Genomic DNA, 25,154 nt, shown 5'->3' with positions numbered 1-25,154 from the left:
CTAGAAGATCGCCTGTCCTGCCATCAAGGCCAGGATGAGGAAGATCAGGAAGACGACGAGGAATATGCCGAAGAGCACGCGGGCGATCGTCGCGGTCGCCGCGGAGATGCCGGAGAAGCCGAAAAAGCCGGCGACGATAGAAATTACCAGAAATATAAGAGCCCATTTTAACATGGATATCTTCCTTCCGTGATTGCCGGAAGAAGACGCGCCAAAACTGATTTTGTTCCAGATCGGTTAGAATGGAACGGCATTCCTTAAAGGCGTGCTGCTCCGGCCTGCAAGGGCATTTCAAAGGTGTCTCGATCTGTTTGAAGGGATCATCATCGATTTGCCCCATCGACGAAAGCCACCCTCCATGCACGCTTTTCTGGACCCCCAGGTCATTTCCGCCTACCTCGAAGTCATCATGATCAACATCATCCTGTCAGGGGATAATGTGGTCGTTATCGGTATGGCAGCTGCAGGCCTTTCCACCGAGCTGCGCGGCAAGGCGATCGTCACCGGCATTGCCGCAGCCGCCGTTATCCGCATCGTTTTCGCCGTCATTGCCGCGCAGTTGCTCGTCATCAAGGGCATCAATCTCGTCGGAGGTCTGCTGCTTCTGTGGATCTGCTGGACGATGTTCAGGGAATTGCGCGAGGCAGAGGAAGAAGGGGCCGGGCAGGAAGCCGGTCACCACGCTCACAAGCCGAAACTTTTCCGACAGGCGATCGGCCAGATCATCTTTGCGGATCTTTCCATGTCGCTCGACAACGTCCTGGCCGTTGCCGGTGCTGCGAAGTCGAACATGAATGCCTTGATCTTCGGCCTCATCCTTTCCGTCGTCCTCATGGGTGTCGAATCCAACTTCGTGGCAAAGCTGCTCAACCGCTTCCGCTGGATCGGCTGGATCGGCCTTGCCATCATCGTCTATGTGGCGTTCGACATGATATGGGAAGGCGGCATTGAGCTGCTTGCGCTCTACGGTCAGGCCTAATAACCGGGTCTAGATTTTCAGGCTTGAGAGCAGGGAGATAAGCTGGGACTGGCGCTGTGTGCCAGTCTTGGCGAGAACCTTCTTCACGTAGCCGCGCGTTGTCTCATAAGTCAGGCCGGATATTTCGGCGATCTGGCGCGGCGACGAACCATCCATCAGCAGGCGCGCTACCGTCGTTTCCTGAGGAGTGAGCGAAAAGAGCCGGCGCAGCAGATCGCGGCTCGGGGCCGCGCGTTCGGAGAGATCCGTGATGATGGCGACGGCGGCGGAATGCGAGAAGAGTTCGGCCGGTACTCCGTTCAGCCGCTGGGCACGGATTATCAGCGGCGCCTTTCCCGGGCGGGAAAACAGAACCGGCGTGGAGACGGCCGGATTGGTGAAAGGCTCCTTCGAAAGGATTGCCTGCAGATGGCGGCGCAGGAGCCCCGTCTCCTCCTGACTGAGAGCAACGAGCTCCCGATCGAGAACCCGGATATTGCCATCGAGCAGCATCTCAGCGCGCTGGTTCAGCCGGGTGATGCGGCCAAAACGATCGAAGAAGACCACGGCAGTGCCGGCGAGCTCAAATGCCTCGCTCATGCTGTCGATCTTGGCGACATGCAGCGCGCGAATGATCTCGGCTGCGGCGGTCAGTTTCGACTGCATCTTTATGAGCAAGCGCTCGTCATCGCGATCGAACGGCTGGTCTTGAATGCGGCGCTGCAGGTTGATGCTTAGCATCGTATCGCCGGAGGTGAAGCCCACCATGGCGGAGTAGCGGAAGCCGAAGCGGGCCAGGAACTCCGTATAGAAGATCTGATGATTGAACTCCTCATCGCCGGCGATGTCGTGTTCGATGATGACCCCCTTGGCCATCGCAACCGCCAGGCCGCGTTCGCGGAAGTCGCGCTTGTACCATTCTTCGTCAAAATAGACCTGGAAGGCCTCCAGCAGATTCGGCGTGCTCAGGAAGCCGGAGGGGAATTTCCCGCGCACCGGCATGATATGCGTGCCGATGGAGCCGGTGGCGCGGCTGATCTGCTCCAGCGTGCGCTCCCAGCTTGCCGGCACCAGAGCGGATTCCAGCAATCCGTCCAGGGCCGTTTCGAGCTCGGAGATGTCGATGCGCGTCGCCATGGGTAAGTAATGCCTGACCGATTTCTTTGATCCAGTGAAGAACCACGTTTATCGCGGGTTGCCATATATAGCGAAACGGCAATTCCACGCCAGAAATAGTATCTGCAGTTGTATTGTGACAAAGTGACAAAAGTCACTGATGGCGGCAGTGACTTTTGAAGAAGATTAAGACGCTTCTGTTCAACTATCCGTGATTGATCATCACATGGCGAACTGCCGTATAGTCTTCCAGGGCGTAGACAGACATGTCCTTGCCGTAGCCTGATTGTTTCAGGCCACCGTGCGGCATCTCATTGACCAGCATGAAATGCGTGTTGATCCAGGTACAGCCATATTGCAGGCGAGCAGCAGTCTTCATGCCGCGGCCGACATCCTTGGTCCAGACGGAGGAGGCGAGGCCGTAATCGCTGTCGTTTGCCCAGTTCACCGCATCCTCGACATCGGTGAAGCGGGTAACAGAGACGACGGGGCCGAAAACTTCGCGGCGGACGATTTCATCTTCCTGCGTGGCGCCTGCAATAACCGTCGGCGCGAAGAAGAAGCCCTTGTCGCCCGAGACCTTGCCGCCGGTGGTGATTTCCATATGCTTGTGTTCGGAGGCACGGGTGACGAAGCTTTCGACACGATCGCGCTGGCGCTTGGAAATCAGCGGGCCGATTTCGTTGTCGGTGTCATCGGCGTGGTTGAAGCGGATGCTGGAAACAGCGGAGGTCAGATCGGCGACGAAATTGTCGTAAACCTTCGTATCGGCATAGATGCGGCAGGCGGCAGTGCAGTCCTGACCGGCATTGTAGTAACCGAAGGTGCGGATGCCGGCGACGACGGCATCGATATCGGCGTCGTCGAAGACAATGACCGGCGCCTTGCCGCCAAGTTCCAGATGGGTGCGCTTGACGGTCTTGGCGGCAGCCTGCAGCACTTTCTTGCCGGTCGCGATGTCGCCGGTGATCGACACCATATTGATTTTCGGATGGTTGATCAGCGTGTTGCCAACACTCTCGCCGCGGCCGAGGATGACATTGACCACGCCCTCGGGGAGAATATCGGAAAGGAGCTTTGCCATCTTGAGCGCCGTCAGCGGCGTCTGTTCAGACGGCTTGAAGACGACGGTATTGCCGCCAGCTATGGCGGGCGCCAGCTTCCAGGCCATCATCATCAATGGATAGTTCCACGGCGCAATCGAGCTGACAATGCCGATAGGGTCACGGCGGATCATCGAGGTGTGTCCGGGAAGATATTCGCCGGCGACCGGTCCGTGTAGATTGCGCACCGCACCGGCAAAGAAGCGGTAGCAATCGACAATGGCCGGGATTTCGTCATTCAGCACGGCATTGATAGGCTTGCCACAGTTCAGCGCCTCGAGCGTGGCGAAGCCCTGCGCGTCCTTTTCGATCGCATCGGCGATTTTCAATAGATAGGCGGAGCGTTCGGATGGCGTCGTCTGCGACCAGGCGACAAAGGCCTTCTCCGCCGCATCCACGGCGGCATCGATCTGGCCGAGCGAGGCTTCGGCAAGGTTCAGCACGGTCTCACCCGTCTTCGGGTTCAGGATGTGCTCTTCCGTTTCCGTGCCGGTCTCGAAGTGGGAACCGATCAGCATTTGCGTGTCCATGGGTGTTCTCCCTTGTGGTTGATCGAGTGGAATGCGGAAGGGGCTCCGCGTCCCATTCCGGTTATTTGCCGGCGCCGGCGATCTGGTCGCCGTCGCGCGTGAGGTAATAGGCTGCCAGGATCGGCAGGAAGGTGACGAGCACGACGACCATGGCGACCACATTGGTGACCGGGCGCTGGCGCGGGCGGATCAGCTCTTCGAGCATCCAGATCGGCAGAGTGGATTGCTGGCCACCGGTGAAGGTGGTGACGATGACCTCGTCGAAGGACAGGGCGAAGGCGAGCATGCCGCCGGCCAGGAGCGCCGTGCTGATATTCGGCAGGATGACATGGCGGAAGGTCTGGAAGCCGTCGGCGCCGAGATCCATCGAGGCTTCGATCAGGGAGCCCGACGTGCGCCGGAAGCGGGCGACGGCGTTGTTGTAGACGACAACCACGCAGAAGGTGGCGTGGCCTAGCACGATCGTCCAGACCGAGAAGGGTATGTCGAACAGGCTGAAGGCGGAGCGCAGCGCAATACCGGTGATGATGCCCGGCAGCGCTATCGGCAGGATGACGAGCAGGGAGATTGCTTCCCGGCCGAAGAATTTCGTCTGGCTGACGGCGGCCGCGCAGAGCGTGCCGAGGATCAGGGCGACCACGGTCGCGATACAGGCAACCTGCAGGGAGAGGCCAAGTGCCGACCAGACATCCGGCCGGTTCCAGGCGATGCCGAACCATTGCAGCGTCAGGCCGGGTGGTGGCCATTGGTAGCTCTTCTCTTCGGTCGTGAAAGCGTAGACGAAGATGAGCAGGATCGGCAGATGCAGGAAGAGCAGGCCGCCGGCCGCGGCGATCTTCAGGACGAGGGGTGATTTCTGTCCGCGGTCAGAGCGCATCGAAGGCCCCCATGCGTTTGGCGAGCCAGAGATAGATCGCCATGATGACGATGGGTACGACGGAGAAGGCGGCGGCGAGCGGTACATTGCCGGCCGTTCCCTGCTGCGTATAGACGGCCTGACCGATGAAGAGGCGGGAAGAGCCGATGATCTGAGGGATGATGTAGTCGCCGAGCGTCAGTGAGAAAGTGAAGATCGAACCGGCGACTATGCCGGGCAGCGCCAGCGGGAAAAGCACAGTGCGGAATGTCTGGCGCGGGGTGGCGCCGAGATCGGCGGACGCTTCGATCAGATTGCCGGGCACACGTTCGAGTGCTGCCTGCGTCGGCAGGATCATGTAGGGCAGCCAGATGTAGACGAAGACGATGAAAGTGCCGAGATAGCTGACGGAGAGCGAATTACCGCCGACAACAGGCAAAGCGAGGACGCCGTCGAGCAGCCAGGAGAGATAGAGCTTGTCGAAGAGCCAGGTGAGGATGCCTTCCTTGGCGAGGATCAGCTTCCAGGCGTAGATCTTGACGAGATAGCTCGACCAGAGCGGCAGCATGACACCAAGGTAAAACAGGGCCTTCCATTTTCCTTGCGCATAGCGGGCGGCGTAATAGGCAATCGGGAAGGCGATGACCGCGGAGGCCACCGTCACCAGCGCCGCCATCAGGATGGTTCTGACGATGATGTCGAAATTGCCGGGGTTCAGGAGCTGGGCATAGGTATCGAGGGTGAATTCGTGGTTCACCATCCCCGAGAAATCATCGATCGAGAAGAAACTCTGCAACAGCAGCGCGATCAACGAGCCGATATAGATGATGCCGAGCCAGAGCAGCGGCGGCGTCAGCATCAGGAAGAGAAGGAGTTTCGGGTGACGCCAGAAGCTATCCGACAGGCCGCCGAAGAAACCGCCGCGGCGCGGCAGGATCGAGGTTTCCGCCTTGATCATCGCCAGAGCCGTCATGCCGCATCATCCATGTAATGCACGTCGCCCTGCTGCCACACGAGGTGGATGGCGGTGCCGATATCGGGGATGTCGCTGCCGGCCGGCAGCATGACATGCAGGCACGTTCCCCTGATATCGACGGTAAGCCGGGTCGCCGCGCCGAGGAAGCTGGCATTCTCGACCCTGGCTTCGACGCCGTCAGCGGCGAGGTGAATTGCCTCGGGACGCAGGCTCGCCCAGCGCTTCTCGCCGCCAAGAGCCGTCATGACGTCAGGGGAAATGACATTCGACGAGCCGACGAAATCGGCGACGAAGCGGGTCTTCGGACGGCGGTAGATATCCTGCGGCGTGCCCTGCTGGACGATGCCGCCATTGTTGAAGACCGCAACACGGTCAGCCATGGAGAGCGCCTCCCCCTGATCGTGGGTGACGAAGATGAAGGTGATGCCGAGGGCGCGCTGCAGGCTCTTCAGCTCTTCCTGCATCTGCTCGCGCAGCTTCAGATCCAGAGCGCCCAGGGGCTCATCGAGCAGGAGCACCTGGGGCTTGTTGACGAGTGCGCGGGCGAGCGCCACGCGCTGCCGCTGGCCGCCGGAAAGCTGGCCGGGGCGGCGGCTGCCATAGCCCGGCAGTTTCACCAGTTCCAGCGTCTTTTCAGCCTCTTTGATCCGCTCCGCCTTGCCGACGCCTTTGACCATCAGTCCGTAGGCGACGTTGTCGAGGATATCGAGATGCGGAAAGAGCGCGTAGTCCTGAAAGACGGTGTTCACGTTGCGGCGATAGGGCGGGATGCCTTCGGCGGTTTCGCCGAAGATTTCGATATGTCCCGACGTCGGCTGTTCGAAGCCTGCAACCAGCCGCAGGCAGGTGGTCTTGCCGGAACCGGACGGGCCGAGCATGGCGAAGAACTCGCCGGGTACGATTTCGAGATCGACGCCATCGACGGCGCGCACCGCGCCGAAATGGCGAGAGACCTTCTGGAAACGGACGGCGGACGTCATAGGGGCTCCGGAGCTGTATTATCTGAGAGAGGCTTTGATCTTCAAAAAGACCCCGCCCCAAACCCCTCCCCACAAGGGGGAGGGGCTTAATCTGCCGCGCCCACGCTCAAACCTTTCGGCGTTTCGGCAGGAATGCGGCGGCGCCACTCTGGCCCCTCCCTTGCGGGGAGGGGTTGGGGAGGGGACTTTGTTTACGTGAACCGGCTTGGCGTTACCGCCCGCCGATCACACCGATAAAATCCGATACCCAGCGATGATAGGGTACGCATTCGCTCTCGCTTGCGCATTTGGCGACCGGCGTTTTCCAGAACTTGATCTTGTCGAAGTGATCATAGCCGTTGGTATTGCAGCCTGCATCGGTCAATAGTTCATTGCCCTTGCAGGCAGCCGGAACGGATGGCACGGCGCCGAACCAGGCGGCAGCATCACCCTGGACCTTGGCCTTCAGCGAATGTTCCATCCACATATAGGCGCAGTTCGGATGTTCGCTGTCGGCGTGCAGCATAGTCGTATCGGCCCAGCCGGTGACGCCTTCCTCGGGGAAGGTGGAGGCGATCTTCTGTTTGTCGGCCTGCAGCAGGTTGACCTGGAACGGCCAGGAACCGGAGGCGACGACACCTTCGTTCTTGAAGTCGTCGACCTGGATCATCGCATCGTGCCAGTAGCGCGAGACGATCTTGCGCTGGCCGCGCAGCAGGTCGAGAGCGGCCTTGTACTGGTCCTCGTTGAGCTCATAGGGGTCCTTGATGCCGAGATCGGGCTTGTGCGCCATCAGATACAGAGCGGCATCGGCGATGTAGATCGGGCCGTCATAGGCCTGCACGCGGCCCTTGTTGGACTTGCCGTCCGGCAGGTTCTGTTCGTCGAAGACGATGTTCCAGCTCGTCGGCGCCTTATCCTTGAAGGCGTCGGTATTATACATCAGCACGTTCGGCCCCCAGAGATAGGGCACCCCGTAATGGACGCCGTTCACCGTATTCCACGGCGCATTCTGCAGGCGCTCGTCGACAGTCTTGAAGCTCGGGATGAGATCGGTGTTGATCGGCTGGACGCGTTTACCGGCAACGAGGCGGAGGGAGGCGTCGCCTGAGGCGGTGACGAGGTCGAAACCGCCTTCGTTCATCAGCGCCACCATCTCATCCGAGGTGGCGGCGGTCTTGACGGAAACCTTGCAGCCGGTTTCCTTCTCGAAGTCGGTGACCCAGTCGTAATTCTTGTCGGTCTCGCCGCGCTCGATATAACCGGCCCAGGCGACGATGCTGACGGCGCCTTCCCCCTTGCCCAGTGTCTTCAGGGGTTCGGCAGCAACAACCTGTGTGGCGAAGCTCAGACTCGCGAGCGCAGCAGTGCACGATTTCAGAAGATTCATCGTCTGTCTCCCGGTTCGGTGCCGCTTTTGCGGCGTTTTGTTCCCAGAAGAAAGGGTGACGCGGAAAGGCCGGTTTCGCAAATTCATTTATCAGAAAGGCGATATCGGAAATTCCGATATCTAGCGGGATCTTCCCGATCGCATGTTCTCGGCGATGGCCACGAAATCGCGTGCGGCCTGCGGCAGGCTGGAGCCCCTGCGCCAGACCATGCCGACCTGCACGACGGGCAGGGCGCCCGAAACATCGCGGCTCTCTATGCGGTCACCTTCCAGCGACCAGGGGCGGTAGACGAGATCGGGCAGCAGCGCGACGCCGGCGCCGGTCGCAACCAGGCTGCGCACGGCTTCAACCGAGCGGGTGCGGAAGGCGACATGCGGGCGGGCGCCGAGTGCGGTCAGCAGCTTGCCGGTATTCTCCTCGATTTCATCCACTGTCAGCATGATCAGAGGCTCGCGGGCGATATCGGCGATGGAGATGATATCCGCCGAAACCAGAGGATGCCCCATCGGCAACCAGAGGCGATAGGGTGAGGTTTCAAGGATTTCGGCCTGCAGGGCCATGCGATCACGCAGATTTGAAATCACCATGACGGCGACATCAAGCTCGCCGCCGACCAGCAGATGCTCAACGTAACTGCCATTGTCCTCAATGGCGCTGACCTCCACACCGGGACAGGCGCGGCGATAGCGTGCCAACAGGTCCGAGAGCACATAGCCCGCAACGAGCGAGGTGACGCCGATATTGAGCGTGCCGGAGGGTATGTTCTCCTGGCCGGAAAAGCTGGTGCGGGCGTCGGAGACGGTTGCCAGGATTTTCGTGGCGTGCCGCAGGAACTGATGGCCGTTGTGGGTGACTGACAGCCCCCGCGGGTGACGCTCGAACAGCACGACGCCAAGGTCGTTTTCCAGTTCCTTCAGCGCCTCCGTTATCGAGGATTGGGAGATCGACAGGTTCTGCGCGGCGCGCGTGACCGAACCCTGTTCGGCAACGGCGACGAAATATTGAATCTGGCGAAGCGTGAAGGCCATGGCATTTTAGAGCATGTGCTTGAGTGATCTGGCAAGCTTGCGAATGGCTGGACCTTTTTTGGTATTTATTCAATTCGAGACAAAGTTGGACGGTCCACTTAAAGATTCGGAAACGTCATTTCCCTAGCTTCACAGTCACTTGTATTGCGTTGGAGTTTTCAGATGGCGGAGCAGTTGGCGTGAAGGCCTTACTGCGCATATTCCGGCCTTCCCGGAAATTGGCTTTGATCATCGGTGGTAGCGCCCTGTTAGCGGGCGTTTCCGGCGGTGCTGCGGTTTATGTCGGTAAAGACAGGCTGCTCGGTGATGAGGAATCCGCTGATGGCGTGGCCTGCACCGACGTCAATCTGGTGACGATCAAGAAGCAGGATCACGTCTGGGTCCGCAAATACATCAAGACCGAACCTGTTGACGGCATGACGCGCATCAAGACGGCGTTGCGTGTCGCTCAGGCGGTCTATGAAGCGCAGAAACCCGACCTCGTGCAGGTCGTCGTCCTCGACGAGAATGGTCCGACCTTGCGTTCGGATATTCGCGGCCGGGCGATCGGTGCCGATGTGGTTTATATTGCGCATCCCGACAAGATGGTCGAAGGTCTCGACGACAAGCCCTATACGGCCCGTTATTATGACGGCAAGGCGAGCGAGCAGGGCCTCTTTTATGGCGAACGCATCGAATTGCCGGACGATCGGATCGCGGCGCTGAATGCGAGCCTCGAGGATCCTGCCGATTGCATCGATCCGGTTGCCGTTGCTTCCACCAAGAAAGAGAGCAAGCCGGAGGCCAAGGAGCCCGAGGAAACGTCTGCTGAAGAGCAGGCTGCCAAAGATGCCGCTGCTCCGGGAGAAGCCGCCCCCGCAGAGGCACCGCCGGCCAAGAGCGGGCACTAACCCGAAATCGTCAGGCTGCAGGCCTTATGTTTTCCATCATCAATAGGAATCGCAAAACGGAGCGTCCTTACGGGCGCTCCGTTTCTTCATTCAAACAGCGTGTTATTCAGTCGGCCTTGTTGCGACGAGCCGGGAAGAGAATGACGTCGCGGATCGACGGTGCATTGGTCAGCAGCATGATCAGGCGGTCGACGCCGATGCCGAGACCGCCGGCGGGCGGCATGCCCTGGTCGATCGCATCGAGGAATTCCTCGTCGAGCTGCTTTTCCTTCTCACCGCGGGCGTGGGCCTGTTCGAGCTGCTCGACCATGCGGCGACGCTGCTCTTCCGGATCGTTGAGTTCGGAGAAGGCGTTGCCGAGTTCCCAGGCGTTGCAATAGGTCTCGAAACGTTCGACGAGACGCGGCTCGCCCGGCACTTCCTTGGCGAAGGGCGAAATGTCCTTCGGGAAATGGGTGACGTGCGAGGGCTGGATCAGAGTTTGCTCGACCTTCTCTTCGAAGATGAAAGCGAGGCATTCGCCCCAGGTCCAGTCCTTCTCAACCTCGAAGCCGGCTGCCTTGGCGGCAGCGCGGGCTTCCTCGTCGGTCTTGATCGCCAGGAAGTCGATACCGGTCGCTTCCTTGACGGCATCAGGCATCGGGACGCGCTTGAACGGCCCCTTGAAGGACATGGTCTTGTCGCCGAAGGGGAATTCCGTTGTCCCGTGGATGGAAAGCGCCAGGCTCTCAAACAGCCGCTCGACGAGGTCCATGATATCCTCGTAATCGGCGTAAGCCCAGTAGCACTCCATCATGGTGAATTCCGGATTGTGCCGGGTGGAGACGCCTTCATTGCGGAAGTTGCGGTTGATCTCGAACACTTTGTCGGTGAGGCCCGAGACCAGCGTGCGCTTCAGGAACAGTTCCGGCGCGATGCGCAGGTACATGTCGAGCTTCAGCGTCTTGTGATGCGTCTTGAACGGCTCGGCGGTCGCGCCGCCGTAGACCGAATGCAGCATTGGCGTTTCGACTTCCATGAAGCCGTCATTTTCCATGAAGCGGCGGATGCCGGAGAGGATCTTCGAACGCTGCTGGAAGCGCAGCTTCGATTCCTCATTGGTCATGATGTCGAGGTGGCGCTTACGGTAGCGCAGCTCGATGTCGGACAAGCCGTGCCACTTTTCGGGCATCGGCAGCAGCGACTTCGTCAGCATCTCGATCTTCTGGGCGTTGATCGTCAGCTCGCCGCGTTTGGTGCGGCGCACGACGCCTGTCACGCCGATGATATCGCCGATATCGATCATCGGCAGCAGGGCACGAGCCTCTTCCGGGGTCGTGTCCTTGTGACTGAAAATCTGGATCTTGCCGCCGGCGTCGTGGATGTCCATGAACATGCCGGAGTTGCGCGACGAGTAAACGCGGCCGGCGACGGTCACGACATCCTGTGTCTCGACGTCAGGTTCCAGGCCCTCGTATTTCGCGGCCAATTCGGCATTGGTCAGCGTGCGGTGGAAATGCGCCGGATAGACGTCGCCGATCTGCTCGCGCAGCAGCTTCAGCTTCTGGGCGCGCACTTCCGTTGCGTCGGAAGAAAGGGTGTTTTCGGTCTTGTTGTCAGCCATTGTCGAAATCCTCTGACTGTTCTTACTTCGCGCCGACGAGGGCGGCGACGGCCTGCGAGGCGAGCTTGAGGCGTTGGCGCACGACCGAGCGGCCGAGGATCGCCATGGAATCGAAGAGCGGCAGCGAGCGCGACGAGCCGGAAACGGCAACGAAGAGCGGGGCCACCACAACCTTCAGCTTCTTGCCCATACGGTCGGCGATGGCGCGCAGTTCGGCTTCGATCGTCTCGACATTCCATTCCAGGATCTTTTCGAGATCGGGCTGGACGGTGTTGAGGATTTCCAGGACCTCTTCCGGCGGCGACTTGATCTTGGCGAAGTCGGACGGCTGCAGGCTGAGATCGGACTTCAGCAGAAAGCCTGCGAGATCGGGCAGTTCGCCGAGCTTCGAGATACGCGTCTGCGACAGGCGCAGGCCCGCCATCAGGCGATCGTTTTCCATCGCCCAGTTGAGCACGCGGTCGCGGAAGTCCTCTTCGGACAGCTTTTCGCGGATCCAGCGTCCATTCAGCCAGTCGAGCTTCTGGATGTCGAAGATCGCGCCGGCCTTGGAGAGGTTTTCCGGATCGAACTTTTCGGACAGCTCTTCCATGGTCAGAAGTTCTTCGCCTTCGGAAATCTGGATGAAGAACAGGCCGAGGAAGTTCATCAGCGCTTCGGGGATGTAGCCGAGGGCGGAATAATAGGAGATCGAGGTCGGGTTCTTGCGCTTCGACAGCTTCGACTTGTCGGCGTTGCGCATCAACGACAGATGCATGAACACTGGCTGGTCCCAGCCGAAATAGCGATAGAGCAGAATGTGCTTTGGCACGGATGCCAGCCACTCTTCGCCACGCGCGACGTGGGTGATCTTCATCAGATGGTCGTCGATGACGTTTGCCATATGATAGGTCGGCATGCCGTCGGCCTTGATTAACACCTGCATGTCGACGGAATCCCACGGGATCGACACATCGCCATAGACGCCGTCGGTAAAGTCGCACGAGCCTTCGGTCGGGATCTTCATGCGGATGACGGTGGTTTCACCGGCTGCCATGCGCGAGGTGACTTCCTCGGCCTTGAGCGTCAGGCAGAGACCATCATATTTCGGCGGCTTGCCGGCGGCGCGCTGGCTTTCGCGCATCTGCTCCAGCCGCTCGGGCGTGCAGAAACAGCGGAAGGCATGGCCCTTGTCGAGCAGTTCCTGGGCGTAGGGCTGATACATGTCCTTGCGGTCGGACTGGCGATAGGGGCCGTAGGGGCCGCCGATATCGGGGCCTTCCTTCCATTCCAGCCCGCACCATCTCAGCGCATCCAGCACTTTGGTCTCGAATTCCGGGGTCGAGCGCGTCGCATCGGTATCCTCGATGCGCAAGATGAACTCGCCGCCGTGCTTCTTGGCAAAGAGATAGTTGAAGAGAGCGATGTAAGCGGTGCCGACATGCGGCTCGCCGGTCGGCGAGGGAGCGATGCGGACGCGGACGCCGGAAGCTGTCATTTTATGTGCCCGTCAATGAATGCCGAGCGGCTTTTCAATGAAAGCGACGTCCGGCCTGGAGAATGCAGATATCAACCAGAAATCGGCTGGAGCAAGGCGTCTGCCCGCATAATCCGCCGATTATCCGTGTGGCTGCGCTTAGGCCATATTCAAAAGGGCGCGTCAAGAAAAACCGCTTCCAGCGGGCCTCTTCCGGCCCCTCCGGGCGACCGTTTCGAATGATCTGTTCTTCGAGGTGAAGCCCGGCGACGACATGAAACAGGCGATGTCTGTGCTTTTCACCACGGCCACCATGCACAGAGGAACCTCCGCCTTACTGAGTAAGGCGGAGGCAACAATTGGGTCTCAGATGGATGGACCGCCTTAGTGGCCGCCCTCACGCTTTCGCCGGCGCGCGTTCCTCGCCAGCATGTTCAGCATCTCCACGAGGGCCGAGAAGGCCATGGCGGCGTAGACGTAGCCCTTCGGCACATGGAAGCCCATGCCATCGGCGATCAGCGTCGTGCCGATCATCAGCAGGAAGGCGAGCGCCAGCATGACGATCGTCGGATTGCGCTCGATGAAATTGGCGAGCGGCGTTGCGGCGACAAGCATGACCGTGACGGCGGCGATGACGGCGATGATCATGATCGGCAGATGCGGGGTCATGCCGACGGCGGTGATGATGCTGTCCACTGAGAAGACGAGATCGAGCAGCAGGATCTGGCCGATCGCCGAGGCGAAGCTTGTACCTGTCGCGCCTGCAATGAAATTCTCGTGCTGATCCTCCGGATCGACATTGTGATGGATTTCCTTGGTGGCCTTCCAGACGAGGAAGAGACCGCCGGCGATCAGGATGAGATCCTTCCAGGAGAAGCCGTGGCCGAAAAGCTCGAAAAGAGGTTCGGTGAGCTGGACGATCCAGGCGATGGTGCCGAGCAGGGCAAGACGCATGACGAGAGCAAGGGCGATACCAGTCTTGCGGGCCCTTTCCCGATGCTCGGGCGGCAGCTTGTTGGTGAGGATGGAGATGAAGATGAGGTTGTCGATCCCGAGAACCACTTCCATCACCACGAGCGTGACAAGCGCCACCCAGGCAGCCGGGTCCTGAATGAGCGTCATGATATCCTGCATCGGCGTATTTCCCCCTTGCGTCACCTATGGACGCGGACAATGTATCGTTGCGGCCCTGCCGGGCAAGCGCCGCAAGGGGGTATACGAAAACGATCAGGCTTTTATTCCTTGATCGGCAGCCAGATTTCCGTCACCCCCATCCCCGTATAGGGATCGAAGCGGTCATCATAGCGTTCGAACATGTCGGGCATGCTGCCATGTTCGAGGCCCGAGGTCGGCCACCAGTTACCGAAGATCAGGTCCATCGTGGCCGGTATGCCGGAAACATGACCGCGGTGGGAGAAGACGGCGTAGCGCTGGGTCGGCAACTTCAGTGTCGCAAAGCCATCCGGCAGATCATCGGCGTCGGACACCTCGGCCGCCGCCATATAGCGGAATTTCTCGGCCTCGCCGTCGATATGGGTACAGATCCCGTAGGCGACATTGCCCTTCTGGTTCGGGATATGGCCGAAATGCTGGTTGAACTTCTGCCAGAGCGAGGGGATCGCGGCATTGCCGCCATAGGCGTAGGTTTCCTGCAGGCCGGCAAAAAGCATCGGCGGCAGGGTTTCGAAACGCGGCGGTTCGAGATCGTTAAGGCTTGCGGTTTTCATCCTGATAGGCTCCATCAAAGCGAGATTGCGAATGTGCCCCTGTCGGCGCACCGCTTCCGGTGTCATGCCGAATTGGTCGCGGAAGGCACGGGTGAAAGCCTCGTGCGAGCCATAGCCTGCGCCGAGGGCAACCTCGAGAATGCTGGATGAGCCTGAGATGAGAGACAGCGCGGCGCCGCTCAAACGCCGTGCGCGGATATAGCCGCTGATCGAATGGCCGGTTACCAGACCAAAGACGCGCGAAAGATGGTAGCGCGACAATCCGGCGGCTTCTGCGATCTCATCGAGGCTTATATCGGTTTCGAAATGGCTCTCGATGAACCATATCGCCCGTCCGATGGCGCTCATCTCTTCTCCCCTGGTTGCCGCCTCATTCCTAGAGGAAATGCGGCGGCCGGATTTGATCGCTATTGCGCAAATCCGGCAGAAAACCAACCGGGGTCAAGATGGGATCAGGCGGGCCCGTGTTTGCGCACGCCGTAGGCGGCCATGAAGACATAGATCGCGCCGCGGATGACGCGCTCAATCTCGTTGCGCGGCGGCGGGCCTTCCATGTTACCGAAGAGGCGCAGCTTGAAGAAGCTGCCGCTTGCAAGGTCGAGGAATTGGCCGGCGGCGAGATCGATATCGTCGATCTTCAGGGTGCCGGCTTGCACATGCCGCTCCAGGAAGTCGTGCATGATGGTGCGCAGGTTCTGCGGCCCCTTGAAGAAGCGCTGACAGAGAAGGGGCATGCGTTCACGCACGCCGAGCACGGTGCGCATGGCGTCGATGACCTTGTCTTCGGTCATATGGGTGACGAAGGTTATCCCGAATTCGTACAGGCCGGCCTCGACATCGTCGTGCTCCGCAAGGACCATGCGCACGGCTGCGACGAAGGCGGCGCGCTCGGTCTCGACCATGGCGTGGAAGAGCTCTTCCTTGTTGGCGAAGTAGACATAGAGCGTTCCCTTGGAAACACCGGCCTCGCGGGTCACATCATTCATGCTGGCCGCGTCGAAGCCCATCTTCAGGAACACGCGCCTGGCACCATCAAGGATCTGCTGGCGCTTGGCAGGATCCTCACCCGCAGCAAAGCGGCCTCCCGGAACGGGTGGGCTGAATAGGGCGGTATCCTCGGGCTTCAGTGTCATGTCTCCTTAACCGTCTTGGCGAATTCGTGGTTTCTTTTAAAGAAATCGAACCGATTGGTTCTATGCATCTTGATATGAAGTCAAAAACCATTTATGTCAACTGAACCGAACCGTTCAGTTCGATTATTTTACTCCAGATCGGTAGCCTGTCCATGTCGACAAACCAGAAAAGCAACGTCGCGCGCATCGTCAGCGAAAATGCCGACGCCGAAGAGGCAAAAGCGGAAACCGCAGTTCCCGTTGAAGCCCCGAAGGCCGAGGCACCGCAGACGGCTCCCGCGCAGTCCGCGCCTGCTGTCGCACCGGCTTCGTCTGCCCCGAAGAAGCGCCGCAGCTTCATGCTGCCCGTCATCGTGCTCGCTTTTCTCGCCGGCGCCGGCTGGTATGGCTACGACTGGTGGACCAATGGCCGCTTCATGGTGTCGACCGACGACGCCTATATCGAGGGCGATATCGCGACGATCTCGCCGAAGGTCACCGGCTATGTCGCGAAGGTGAATGTTGTCGCCAACCAGGAAGTCAAGGCAGGCGACGTTCTCGCTACCCTTGATAATGGCGACTACCAGAACGCCCTCGACCAGGCTAACGCTCAGATCGAAACCGAGCAGCTGTCGCTCAGCCGCATCGATGCGCAGATCGAAGGCGCCAAGGCGAGCCTCGTGCAGGCCCAGGCCCAGAAGACTGCCCTCGAAGCCACCGTGCGCGGCGCTGAGATCAAGCAGAAGCGTCAGAGCGACCTGCAGGCGAAGTCGGTCGGCACCACCGCAGATCTCGACGACGCCAATACGACTCTCGATCAGGCGAAGGCAAATCTTGCCGGCGGCGATGCCAATATCGTTGCTGCCCAGGCCAACATTGCCATCCTCGAAGCCCAGCGCAAGGAAGCTGAGGGTTCCGTCCGTACGCTGGAAATCCAGCGCGACAAAGCCGCCCGCGACCTTTCCTTCACGGTGCTGAAGGCACCCTATGATGGCGTCGTCGGCAATCGTGCGGTTCAGGAAGGCGATCTCGTCTCGCCCGGCCAGCGGCTGATGGCGCTCGTGCCGACCCGCCAGCTCTATATCGACGCCAACTTCAAGGAAACGCAGATCCAACATCTCGTTGCCGGCTCGAAGGTGAACGTGCATGTCGATGCCTATAGCGATTATCCTGTTGTCGGCACCGTTGAATCGATCGCGCCGGCCTCCGGCTCGGTCTTCTCGATGCTACCGCCGGAAAATGCGACTGGTAATTTCACCAAGATCATCCAGCGCGTGCCGGTTCGCATCGCCTTGCCGCAGGATGCGCTTGATAGCGGCCGCCTGCGCGCCGGTCTCAGCGTCGTCGTCGACGTCGATACCCGCACGGCGCCGGTGAAGTAAGCGCCAGGGCGGAGGTAATCCCATGGCCGGGAGCGCGACAGCAACGGCAGGTTCGATCCCGGCAGCGCCTGCGCATGCCGCCGATCGCATGGATCCCAAAAGGCTCATCGCTTTCTTCGCGATGGTGCTTGGCATGTTCATGTCGATCCTCGACATTCAGATCGTCTCCGCTTCGCTCGCCGAAATCCAGGCAGGCCTATCTGCCGGCACGGACGAGATCGGCTGGGTGCAAACTGCCTATCTGATCGCCGAAGTCATCATGATCCCGCTGTCGGGCACGCTGGCTCGTATCATCTCGACACGGTATCTCTTCGCAATCTCGGCTGCCGGTTTCACCATGGCGAGCGCGCTCGCCGCAACCGCGACGAATATCGACCAGATGATCGTCTACCGTGTCATTCAGGGCTTCATCGGCGGCGGCATGATCCCCTCGGTCTTCGCGGCCGCCTTCACGATCTTCCCGCCGTCGAAGCGTGCGATCGTCTCGCCGATCATTGGCCTCATCGCGACGCTGGCGCCGACCATAGGCCCGACGGTCGGCGGTTACCTGAGCCATGCCTTCTCCTGGCACTGGCTGTTCCTGGTCAATATCGTGCCCGGTATCATCGTCACGATCGTCACCTGGAATTTCATCGATTTCGACAAGCCGGAACTGTCGCTCTTCAAGAAGTTCGACTGGTACGGCCTGCTGTCTATGGGTGTTTTCCTTGGCGCACTGGAATATGTGCTGGAAGAAGGCAATTCGAACGACTGGTTCAACGACAGCTACATCGTCATCGGCGCCGTTGCCTCCGCCGTCGCCTGTGTCGTCTTTTTCTACCGGGCCTTCACGGTGGAATTTCCGGTCGTCGATCTCACGGCTTTTGCCAACCGCAATTTCTCCTTTGGTTCGGTGTTCTCCTTCGTCATGGGCATCGGCCTTTACGGGCTCACTTATATCTATCCGGTCTATCTCGGCCGCATCCGCGGTTACGATTCGCAGATGATCGGCGAGACGATGTTCGTGTCGGGCCTTGCGATGTTCTTCACCGCGCCGATTGCTGGCCGGCTGTCGACGAAACTCGACCTGCGTTTCATGATGGCGATCGGTTTCGTGAGCTTTGCGGCCGGCACGTATATCATGACGCATTTGACGCAGGACTGGGACTTCTACGAGCTCTTCATCCCGCAGATCCTGCGCGGTTTCGGCCTGATGATGTGCATGGTGCCGATCAACAACATTGCGCTCGGCACCCTGCCGCCGCAGCGTATCCGTGGCGCATCCGGCCTCTTCAACCTGACGCGTAACCTCGGCGGCGCCGTTGGCCTTGCTGTTATCAACACGGTGCTGACCACCCGACAGGACGTGCACTACGAACGCCTGCGTGAAAACGTGCACTGGGGCAACACGGCTGCGATCGACCAGATGAACAACATGACCAACAACTTCAATAATTGGGGTCTGGATGGTGCGAATGTTGCAGTCAAGCAGATGGTCGGCTTGGCCACCAAACAGGCGATGATCCTTTCGTTCGGCGACATTTTCCTGATGCTGACTGTGCTTTTCCTGGCGATGGTCCTTGGCGTCTTCATGATCAAGAAACCCGCGCCGCAAGGCGGCGGGGGAGGCGGTGGCGGCCACTGACCTCCGGCCGTCATTGCGAGAAAGGCCCTCTTCGGAGGGCCTTTTTGTTTTTCTGCACAGGTGGTTTCAGTTCCGTTGAACAGGGTGTTTTCTGGGTCGCGCATTTTTTGATTTACGTACATCAAATTTGGCGCTAATGGTCTCGTCCAGGAGGAGTGATGAGGCCAACCGTTCATGATATCGCCGCTGCGGCGGGCGTCAGTCTTGCGACCGTGGATCGGGTTCTGAACCAGCGGCCGGGCGTACGTCATGTGACGCGGGAGAAAGTCGAAACCGCGATCCGCGATCTCGGCTATGTGCGCGACGTGGCCGCTGCAAACCTTGCCAAAGGTCGCGTCTATCCGCTGACCTTCATCCTGCCCGCCAGCGACAACTCATTCATGCATGGCCTGAATGCCGAAATCCGCACAGCGATCGCGCGTTCGGTCGCCGAGCGTACGGATATCCGCATCGTCGAGGTGCCCGCCTTCGATCCGCAGGCGCTGGTGCGTGAGCTGGAAACGCTCGCGGCCGAAAAGCCCTCCGGTGTCGCACTTGTCGCGACCGATGCGCCCGATGTGCGCTCCGCCGTCGACCGGTTGGTGAAAGATGGCATTCCGGTCGTCACGCTCGTTTCCGATCTGACGGGTTCGCTGCGCCACCACTATGCCGGCGTCGACAATATTGCGGCAGGGCGTACCGCTGCGCGCCTGCTCGGGCGCTTCCTTGGCGGCGCCAAGGGCGAGATTGCCATTCTGGCCGGCTCCATGCTGGTACGCGACCATCGCGAACGCCTGGAGGGTTTCGCCGCCGTCATGGCTCAGGAGTTTCCGGCGCTGCATCTATTATCGGTTCTCGAAGGCCGGGACGACCCTGAAGTTGCCCACATGCTGATTGCCGATGCGCTTGGGAAGAACGACGGCATCATCGGCATTTACAGTCTCGGTGCCGGTAATCGCGGTCTGATCCGAGCGCTCAAGGAAAAGGCAGCAGACAGGTCGCTGACGGTGATTGCGCATGAATTGACGGCACATACGCGCGCTGCCCTTCTCGACGGCACTATCGACGCAATCCTCAATCAGGATGCCGGCCATGAGGTGCGCAGCGCGATCCGTGTTCTCAAGGCAAAGGCGGACGGGCTTTCGGTCATCGACGCGCAGGAGCGCATTCGCCTCGACATATTCCTGAAAGACAATCTGCCGTAACGGCAAAGGGAGAAATACCACATGTATCTGGGTCTCGATCTCGGAACTTCGGGCGTCAAGGCGATGCTGATCGACGGCGATCAGAAGATCATCGGCTCCGCCAATGGTTCGCTCGACGTCTCGCGTCCGCATTCCGGCTGGTCCGAACAGGAGCCGGCCCATTGGGTACGCGCCACGGAAGAGGCTGTTGCCGGCCTCAAGGCCAAACATTTGAAGGAGCTTGCAGCCGTCAAGGGTATCGGCCTCTCCGGTCAGATGCACGGCGCCACTCTGCTCGACGCCTCCGATAAGGTCCTGCGTCCCTGCATCCTCTGGAACGATACGCGTTCCTATATTGAGGCTGCGGCCCTCGACGCCGATCCGCGCTTCCGCAAGCTGACCGGCAATATCGTTTTTCCGGGCTTCACCGCACCGAAGCTTGCCTGGGTCGCCAAGAACGAGCCTGAGATCTTCGCCAAGGTCGCTAAGGTTCTGTTGCCGAAGGACTATCTGCGCCTCTGGTTGACGGGTGAACATATCTCTGAGATGTCCGACTCGGCCGGTACGTCCTGGCTCGATACCGGCAAGCGCGCCTGGTCGCCCGAACTGCTGGCTGCGACCAATCTCGACGAGAAGCAGATGCCGACGCTTGTCGAAGGCACCGAGCAAGGCGGCAAGCTGCGCGCCGAGCTCGCTTCGGCCTGGGGCATTTCCGGCGACGTCGTCGTTGCCGGCGGAGCAGGGGACAATGCGGCTTCGGCCTGCGGCATGGGTACGGTCAGCGATGGGGCTGCTTTCGTTTCGCTCGGCACGTCGGGCGTTCTCTTTGCCGCCAACGCTGCCTATCTGCCGAAGCCCGAAAGTGCTGTTCATGCCTTCTGCCATGCGCTGCCGAATACCTGGCACCAGATGGGCGTCATCCTCTCGGCGACCGATGCCCTGAACTGGCATTCGTCGGTTACCGGCAAGTCGGCCGCTGATCTCACCGGCGAACTCGGCGAAAGCCTGAAGGCGCCGACCGGCGTCACCTTCCTTCCTTATCTCTCGGGCGAGCGCACGCCGCATAATGATGCGGTCATCCGCGGCGCCTTCATCGGCCTCGAGCATGAAAGCAGCCGTGTCGTGCTGACGCAGGCAGTGCTCGAAGGCGTCTCCTTCGCGATCCGAGACAATCTGGAAGCGTTGCGTTCTGCCGGCACGGATATTTCCCGTGTCACGGCGATCGGCGGTGGCTCGCGTTCACGCTACTGGCTGGCCTCTATCGCCACCGCGCTCGGCGTTCCCGTCGACTTGCCTGCGGACGGCGATTTCGGTGCTGCCTTCGGTGCTGCCCGCCTCGGCCTGATTGCGGCAACGGGCGCCGATCCGGTTGCCGTCTGCACACCGCCGGTCACGGCCGGCACGATCGAGCCGGTCGCCGCGCTCAGCGGCGCCTATGAAGATGCCTACAAGCGCTACCGCTCCGTCTACCCGGCGATTAAGTCGCTGGCCCATTGATCCATCCATACGAACTGAACCCAAGGAGAACCCAAATGAGCACCGGATTTTTCGGCGACATCCAGAAAGTGAAGTACGAAGGCCCTGACAGCACCAACCCGCTGGCCTTCCGTTACTACCAGCCGGACGAAATCGTTCTCGGCAAGCGGATGGAAGATCATCTGCGCTTCGCAGTCGCCTACTGGCACACGTTTACCTGGCCTGGCGGCGACCCCTTCGGCGGTCAGACCTTCCTGCGTCCGTGGTTTGAAGACACGATGAAGGCTGCCAAGCTCAAGGCTGACGTAGCCTTCGAATTCTTCTCGCTGCTCGGCGCGCCCTATTACTGCTTCCACGACGCCGACGTGCGCCCGGAAGGCAAGAACTTTGTCGAAAACACCAAAAACCTGAACGAGATCGTCGACTACTTCGCCGAAAAGCAGGCTGCCTCCGGCACGAAACTGCTCTGGGGCACGGCGAACCTTTTCTCGAACCGCCGCTACATGTCGGGTGCTGCGACCAACCCGGATCCGGATGTCTTCGCTTTCGCCGCTGCGACGGTCAAGACCTGCATAGACGCCACGCAGAAGCTCGGCGGAGAAAACTATGTTCTGTGGGGTGGCCGCGAAGGCTATGAAACCCTGCTCAACACCGATATCGGCCGCGAGCTCGACCAGCTCGGCCGCTTCCTCAACCTTGTTGTCGAGTACAAGCACAAGATCGGCTTCAAGGGCACGATCCTCATCGAGCCGAAGCCGCAGGAGCCGACCAAGCACCAGTACGACTACGACGTTGCGACCGTCTATGGCTTCCTGAAGAAGCATGGCCTCGAAAACGAAGTGAAGCTCAACATCGAGCAGGGCCACGCGATTCTCGCCGGCCACTCCTTCGAGCATGAGCTGGCACTCGCCAACGCTCTCGGCATCTTCGGCTCGATCGACATGAACCGCAACGACTACCAGTCCGGCTGGGATACCGACCAGTTCCCGAACAATGTTCCGGAAATGGCGCTTGCCTATTACCACGTTCTGGCAGGCGGCGGCTTCAAGACCGGCGGCACCAACTTCGATTCGAAGCTGCGCCGTCAGTCGCTCGACCCGGCAGACCTGCTGATCGGCCATATCGGCGGCATGGATTGCTGCGCCCGCGGCCTGAAGGCCGCTGCCAAGATGATCGAGGACAAGGCGCTCTCCCAGCCGCTCGCAGACCGCTATGCCGGCTGGAATTCGGCTGAGGGACAGAAGCTCTTCCGCGGCGAATATTCGCTGGAAGAGATCACCCATTGGGTCGAGAGCAAGGACGTCAACCCGCAGCCGAAATCCGGTAAGCAGGAACTGCTCGAAAACATCGTCAACCGCTACGTTTGATTGCCGGTTTGATTTTACTGGAAGAGCCGGGGAGCGAAGCTTCCCGGCTTTTTCGTTTACGGAGACGGGAGATGGCCAGTTGTGCTGGTCGGGCAGACGGAAATCTGGCATGCCATCAGTGGCGGTGGAGAAAACGTTTGGAGCGTTTCATGACTGACGATCGCAAGCTGCACTGGGAAAATGTCTATTCGACCAAGGGCGAGAATGATGTCAGCTGGTTTCAGGAAAATCCAGCACCCTCCCTCGAGCTGATCCATCTGGTGCAGGCAAAACAATCGGACGCCATCGTCGATGTGGGCGGCGGAGCTTCAAGGCTGGTCGACAGCCTTCTTGCCGACGGGTTCGGCGATGTGACGGTGCTCGATCTTTCGGCGGCAGCCCTCGATACGGTGCGAAAGCGCCTTGGTGCCAAAGGCAACGAGGTGATGTGGATTGCCGCTGACGCGACCCTTTGGGAGCCGCCGCGGACCTATGATATCTGGCACGACCGAGCAGCCTTTCATTTCTTGACCGATGCGGCCCAGCAAGCAGCCTATATCGAGCGGCTGAAACGCGCGTTGAAAATGGGCGGACATCTAGTCATGGGGACTTTTGCCCTCGATGGGCCGGAAAAGTGCAGCGGCCTGCCTGTGGCGCGTCATAGTTCCGACAGTCTGAGAGAGCTAATCGGACCAGGTTTCGAGCTGATCGACAGCCGCCGCCACGATCATTCGACACCCTGGGGCAGCGTGCAGAGGTTTCAGTTCAGTACGTTCAAGCGGATCGCGTAATCGGAGGGGAAGCTCCGCGTTTCAAAGCTGGGCTTCGATGGCTGCCCTGTCTATGACCGACCAGACGCTCTCGATCTTTCCATCCAGAAACTCGTAGAAGACGTTTTCGGCGAACTGCACTCTCCTGCCGTTGACGGGAAGACCGAAAAGTTCGCCCTTCGGTATGCAGTCGAACTGCAAACGGCTCGCTACACGTGGCGGCTCGCAGATCAGGAGCTGGATGTCGAAGAAGAGATCGGGGATGGCGCGAAAATCACCTTCCAGCATTTCCCGATAGCCGGACAGGCCGATGTGCTTGCCATTGTAGCGAACCTCTTCGTGGACGAAATTTCCCAGGTTTGCCCAGTCCTGTTCGTTCAAGCAAGCGATGTAGCCTCGGTATCTATCGGCCAGCAGTGTCATTTCGGTTGCCTCGTCTTCGCAAAGGAGTCTGTCGGCAAACTAGAACGGGGCGGAGATCAGGCAATGGCAGATGGTTGGTCGAGGTTTCGAGGCTACCGCTTCTGCCAGTTACGCGGCGGTGCGGAGACCGAATTGCGCACCACAAGGTCCGGCCGCAGCAGGATTTCCGTCTCGGCAGGACGGCCATCGGAGAGGAGCTCCAGAAGCAGCGCCATGGCCTGCTTGCCGATTGCCGTGCGCGGCTGGCGAATGGTCGTCAGCGACGGGCTCATGAAGACGGCTTGCGGCACGTCATCGAAGCCGGTGACGGAGAAATCCTGCGGGATGTTGTAGCCGCGGGCGTTGAGGCCGATCATGACGCCGATTGCAGTCTGGTCGTTGACGCACATGAAGGCGGTGGGCAGCGTGTCGCGCATGAAGAGCTGCTCCACAGCATGGCGGCCGCTCTCGATTGTGCCGTCGCCCTCCAGCACGATACGCATGTCCTTGGGGACACCGGCTGCGTCGAGGCCGGCGTCATAACCCTGCCGGCGGCGGCTGTAGGCGAGGCGGGTGCGGGAATCGCCGATAAAGGCGATCTTGCGGTGTCCCTCGGCCAGAAGCAGGTCGACAGCCTTCCTCGCGCCTTCCATATCGTCGACGCCAACATAGGGAATGCCGCCATTGAAGACGGGTTCAAAGACGCCGACGCTCGGCGGCAGCTGCGCCGTCACCATCTGATGGCCGAAGGGCAGGATGCCGGTAAAAAGGATCAAGCCGGCCGCCTGGTTGGAATTGAAGAATTTCAGATATTCCAGGCCGCGCTGCGCATCATTCTGCGTGTGGCCGATCAGCACGCCGTAGCCATGGGCCCGTGCCTCGTTTTCCAGGCCGATCAAGATATTGGAAAAGTTGGGGTCGCCGATATCGGGCGCCACGACCAGGATCATGTTGGAGCGTCCAAGCCTCAGGCTGCGCGCCATGGCATTGGTCGTATAGCCGGTGATGGCGATCGCCTGGTTGACCTTCAGGCGCGTGGAATTGGCCACCTTTTCGGGCATGTGAATTGCCCGCGAAACCGTCGCGATGGAAACCTCGGCGATCCGGGCGACGTCTTCGATTGTTGCGGGCGTGGAATTCGACACGGGGGCTCTGCCTTGGGCTGTCTTCGCCGCACACTACACAGACTTGTCGGGAGGTCAAAGGTGACTGCCAACAAGTCTGTGTAAATCCACGATGTAAACCTTTACATGCCTGATGTAAAGGTTTACATATGCCCAACATAA

Annotated in this window: 23 protein-coding genes; 8 read left to right on the top strand and 15 right to left on the bottom strand. The window is 60.0% G+C overall.

The features are described 5' to 3' along the window. Positions 1 to 174: a DUF1328 domain-containing protein gene (locus tag AB8B33_RS19910; RefSeq protein WP_007817547.1), complete on the bottom strand. Its 174-nt coding sequence runs from the start codon at positions 172 to 174 to the stop codon at positions 1 to 3. Between the two features lie 184 nt (positions 175 to 358). On the opposite strand from AB8B33_RS19910, the gene AB8B33_RS19905 reads away from it, so the two are divergent. Continuing rightward, a complete protein-coding gene (locus tag AB8B33_RS19905; protein WP_439016636.1) occupies positions 359 to 979 on the top strand; it encodes a YjbE family putative metal transport protein in 621 nt (206 codons plus the stop codon). A gap of 9 nt (positions 980 to 988) precedes the next feature. On the opposite strand, the gene AB8B33_RS19900 is transcribed toward AB8B33_RS19905, so the two are convergent. From AB8B33_RS19900 to AB8B33_RS19870, 7 genes are all read right to left on the bottom strand, one after another. Then, positions 989 to 2,095, bottom strand: a complete 1,107-nt coding sequence (locus AB8B33_RS19900; RefSeq protein ID WP_439016635.1) for a helix-turn-helix transcriptional regulator — start codon at positions 2,093 to 2,095, stop codon at positions 989 to 991. Between the two features lie 184 nt (positions 2,096 to 2,279). Beyond that, entirely contained in the window at positions 2,280 to 3,707 is a 1,428-nt protein-coding gene (locus AB8B33_RS19895) for a gamma-aminobutyraldehyde dehydrogenase (RefSeq protein ID WP_439016634.1), read from the bottom strand. Between the two features lie 61 nt (positions 3,708 to 3,768). After that, on the bottom strand, positions 3,769 to 4,584 hold the full coding sequence (locus AB8B33_RS19890) for an ABC transporter permease (RefSeq protein ID WP_439016633.1): 816 nt from the start codon (positions 4,582 to 4,584) through the stop codon (positions 3,769 to 3,771). Beyond that, a complete protein-coding gene (locus tag AB8B33_RS19885) occupies positions 4,574 to 5,536 on the bottom strand; it encodes an ABC transporter permease (RefSeq protein ID WP_113324696.1) in 963 nt (320 codons plus the stop codon). The genes AB8B33_RS19890 and AB8B33_RS19885 overlap by 11 nt, the downstream gene beginning before the upstream one ends. After that, entirely contained in the window at positions 5,533 to 6,519 is a 987-nt protein-coding gene (locus AB8B33_RS19880) for an ABC transporter ATP-binding protein (protein WP_439016632.1), read from the bottom strand. The genes AB8B33_RS19885 and AB8B33_RS19880 overlap by 4 nt, the downstream gene beginning before the upstream one ends. A gap of 211 nt (positions 6,520 to 6,730) precedes the next feature. Then, the gene (locus AB8B33_RS19875; protein WP_439016631.1) at positions 6,731 to 7,888 is read right to left on the bottom strand and encodes an ABC transporter substrate-binding protein; all 1,158 of its coding nucleotides are present in this window, start codon (positions 7,886 to 7,888) and stop codon (positions 6,731 to 6,733) included. 120 nt (positions 7,889 to 8,008) lie between these two features. After that, complete coding sequence (locus AB8B33_RS19870; protein ID WP_113321935.1) at positions 8,009 to 8,917, bottom strand: LysR family transcriptional regulator; 909 nt, start codon at positions 8,915 to 8,917, stop codon at positions 8,009 to 8,011. Between the two features lie 179 nt (positions 8,918 to 9,096). Here AB8B33_RS19870 and AB8B33_RS19865 point away from each other — a divergent pair, with 179 nt between their 5' ends. Continuing rightward, positions 9,097 to 9,807 carry a hypothetical protein gene (locus AB8B33_RS19865; protein WP_439017279.1) on the top strand — a complete coding sequence of 237 codons (711 nt, stop codon included), beginning with the start codon at positions 9,097 to 9,099 and terminating at the stop codon, positions 9,805 to 9,807. Positions 9,808 to 9,913: 106 nt separating this feature from the next. On the opposite strand, the gene lysS is transcribed toward AB8B33_RS19865, so the two are convergent. The 5 genes from lysS to AB8B33_RS19840 form a co-directional block, all read right to left on the bottom strand. Beyond that, the gene (gene lysS / locus AB8B33_RS19860) at positions 9,914 to 11,410 is read right to left on the bottom strand and encodes a lysine--tRNA ligase (RefSeq protein WP_439016630.1); all 1,497 of its coding nucleotides are present in this window, start codon (positions 11,408 to 11,410) and stop codon (positions 9,914 to 9,916) included. A gap of 22 nt (positions 11,411 to 11,432) precedes the next feature. Beyond that, entirely contained in the window at positions 11,433 to 12,887 is a 1,455-nt protein-coding gene (gene gltX / locus AB8B33_RS19855; protein ID WP_113321932.1) for a glutamate--tRNA ligase, read from the bottom strand. A 363-nt stretch (positions 12,888 to 13,250) separates the two neighbouring features. Next, a complete protein-coding gene (locus AB8B33_RS19850) occupies positions 13,251 to 14,000 on the bottom strand; it encodes a TerC family protein (protein WP_113321931.1) in 750 nt (249 codons plus the stop codon). 101 nt (positions 14,001 to 14,101) lie between these two features. Further along, on the bottom strand, positions 14,102 to 14,941 hold the full coding sequence (locus AB8B33_RS19845) for an AraC family transcriptional regulator (protein WP_439016629.1): 840 nt from the start codon (positions 14,939 to 14,941) through the stop codon (positions 14,102 to 14,104). A gap of 104 nt (positions 14,942 to 15,045) precedes the next feature. Further along, entirely contained in the window at positions 15,046 to 15,726 is a 681-nt protein-coding gene (locus AB8B33_RS19840) for a TetR/AcrR family transcriptional regulator (RefSeq protein ID WP_439016628.1), read from the bottom strand. A gap of 152 nt (positions 15,727 to 15,878) precedes the next feature. On the opposite strand from AB8B33_RS19840, the gene AB8B33_RS19835 reads away from it, so the two are divergent. The 6 genes from AB8B33_RS19835 to AB8B33_RS19810 all read left to right on the top strand — a co-directional run bounded on the left by AB8B33_RS19835 (position 15,879) and on the right by AB8B33_RS19810 (position 23,487). Beyond that, positions 15,879 to 17,087 (top strand): HlyD family secretion protein, encoded by a 1,209-nt coding sequence (locus AB8B33_RS19835; RefSeq protein ID WP_439016626.1) that lies wholly within the window; start codon positions 15,879 to 15,881, stop codon positions 17,085 to 17,087. Positions 17,088 to 17,109: 22 nt separating this feature from the next. Continuing rightward, positions 17,110 to 18,711 carry a DHA2 family efflux MFS transporter permease subunit gene (locus AB8B33_RS19830; RefSeq protein ID WP_113321927.1) on the top strand — a complete coding sequence of 534 codons (1,602 nt, stop codon included), beginning with the start codon at positions 17,110 to 17,112 and terminating at the stop codon, positions 18,709 to 18,711. Positions 18,712 to 18,869: 158 nt separating this feature from the next. Beyond that, positions 18,870 to 19,895 carry a LacI family DNA-binding transcriptional regulator gene (locus AB8B33_RS19825; RefSeq protein WP_439016625.1) on the top strand — a complete coding sequence of 342 codons (1,026 nt, stop codon included), beginning with the start codon at positions 18,870 to 18,872 and terminating at the stop codon, positions 19,893 to 19,895. Between the two features lie 21 nt (positions 19,896 to 19,916). Next, positions 19,917 to 21,371, top strand: a complete 1,455-nt coding sequence (xylB, locus tag AB8B33_RS19820) for a xylulokinase (RefSeq protein WP_439016624.1) — start codon at positions 19,917 to 19,919, stop codon at positions 21,369 to 21,371. Positions 21,372 to 21,406: 35 nt separating this feature from the next. Next, positions 21,407 to 22,717, top strand: a complete 1,311-nt coding sequence (xylA, locus tag AB8B33_RS19815; protein WP_439016623.1) for a xylose isomerase — start codon at positions 21,407 to 21,409, stop codon at positions 22,715 to 22,717. Positions 22,718 to 22,866: 149 nt separating this feature from the next. Then, complete coding sequence (locus tag AB8B33_RS19810; protein ID WP_439016622.1) at positions 22,867 to 23,487, top strand: class I SAM-dependent methyltransferase; 621 nt, start codon at positions 22,867 to 22,869, stop codon at positions 23,485 to 23,487. Between the two features lie 21 nt (positions 23,488 to 23,508). Here AB8B33_RS19810 and AB8B33_RS19805 read toward each other — a convergent pair whose 3' ends face one another. Both AB8B33_RS19805 and AB8B33_RS19800 read right to left on the bottom strand, forming a co-directional pair. Next, complete coding sequence (locus tag AB8B33_RS19805) at positions 23,509 to 23,889, bottom strand: ester cyclase (protein WP_439016621.1); 381 nt, start codon at positions 23,887 to 23,889, stop codon at positions 23,509 to 23,511. Positions 23,890 to 23,981: 92 nt separating this feature from the next. Beyond that, positions 23,982 to 25,013 (bottom strand): LacI family DNA-binding transcriptional regulator, encoded by a 1,032-nt coding sequence (locus AB8B33_RS19800; protein WP_113321922.1) that lies wholly within the window; start codon positions 25,011 to 25,013, stop codon positions 23,982 to 23,984. Positions 25,014 to 25,154: the final 141 nt, after the last annotated feature.

It is taken from the genome of Rhizobium sp. 768_B6_N1_8 (assembly GCF_051811225.1).
Lineage (GTDB): Bacteria > Pseudomonadota > Alphaproteobacteria > Rhizobiales > Rhizobiaceae > Rhizobium.
This window is presented reverse-complemented; position numbering and strand designations above follow the sequence as displayed.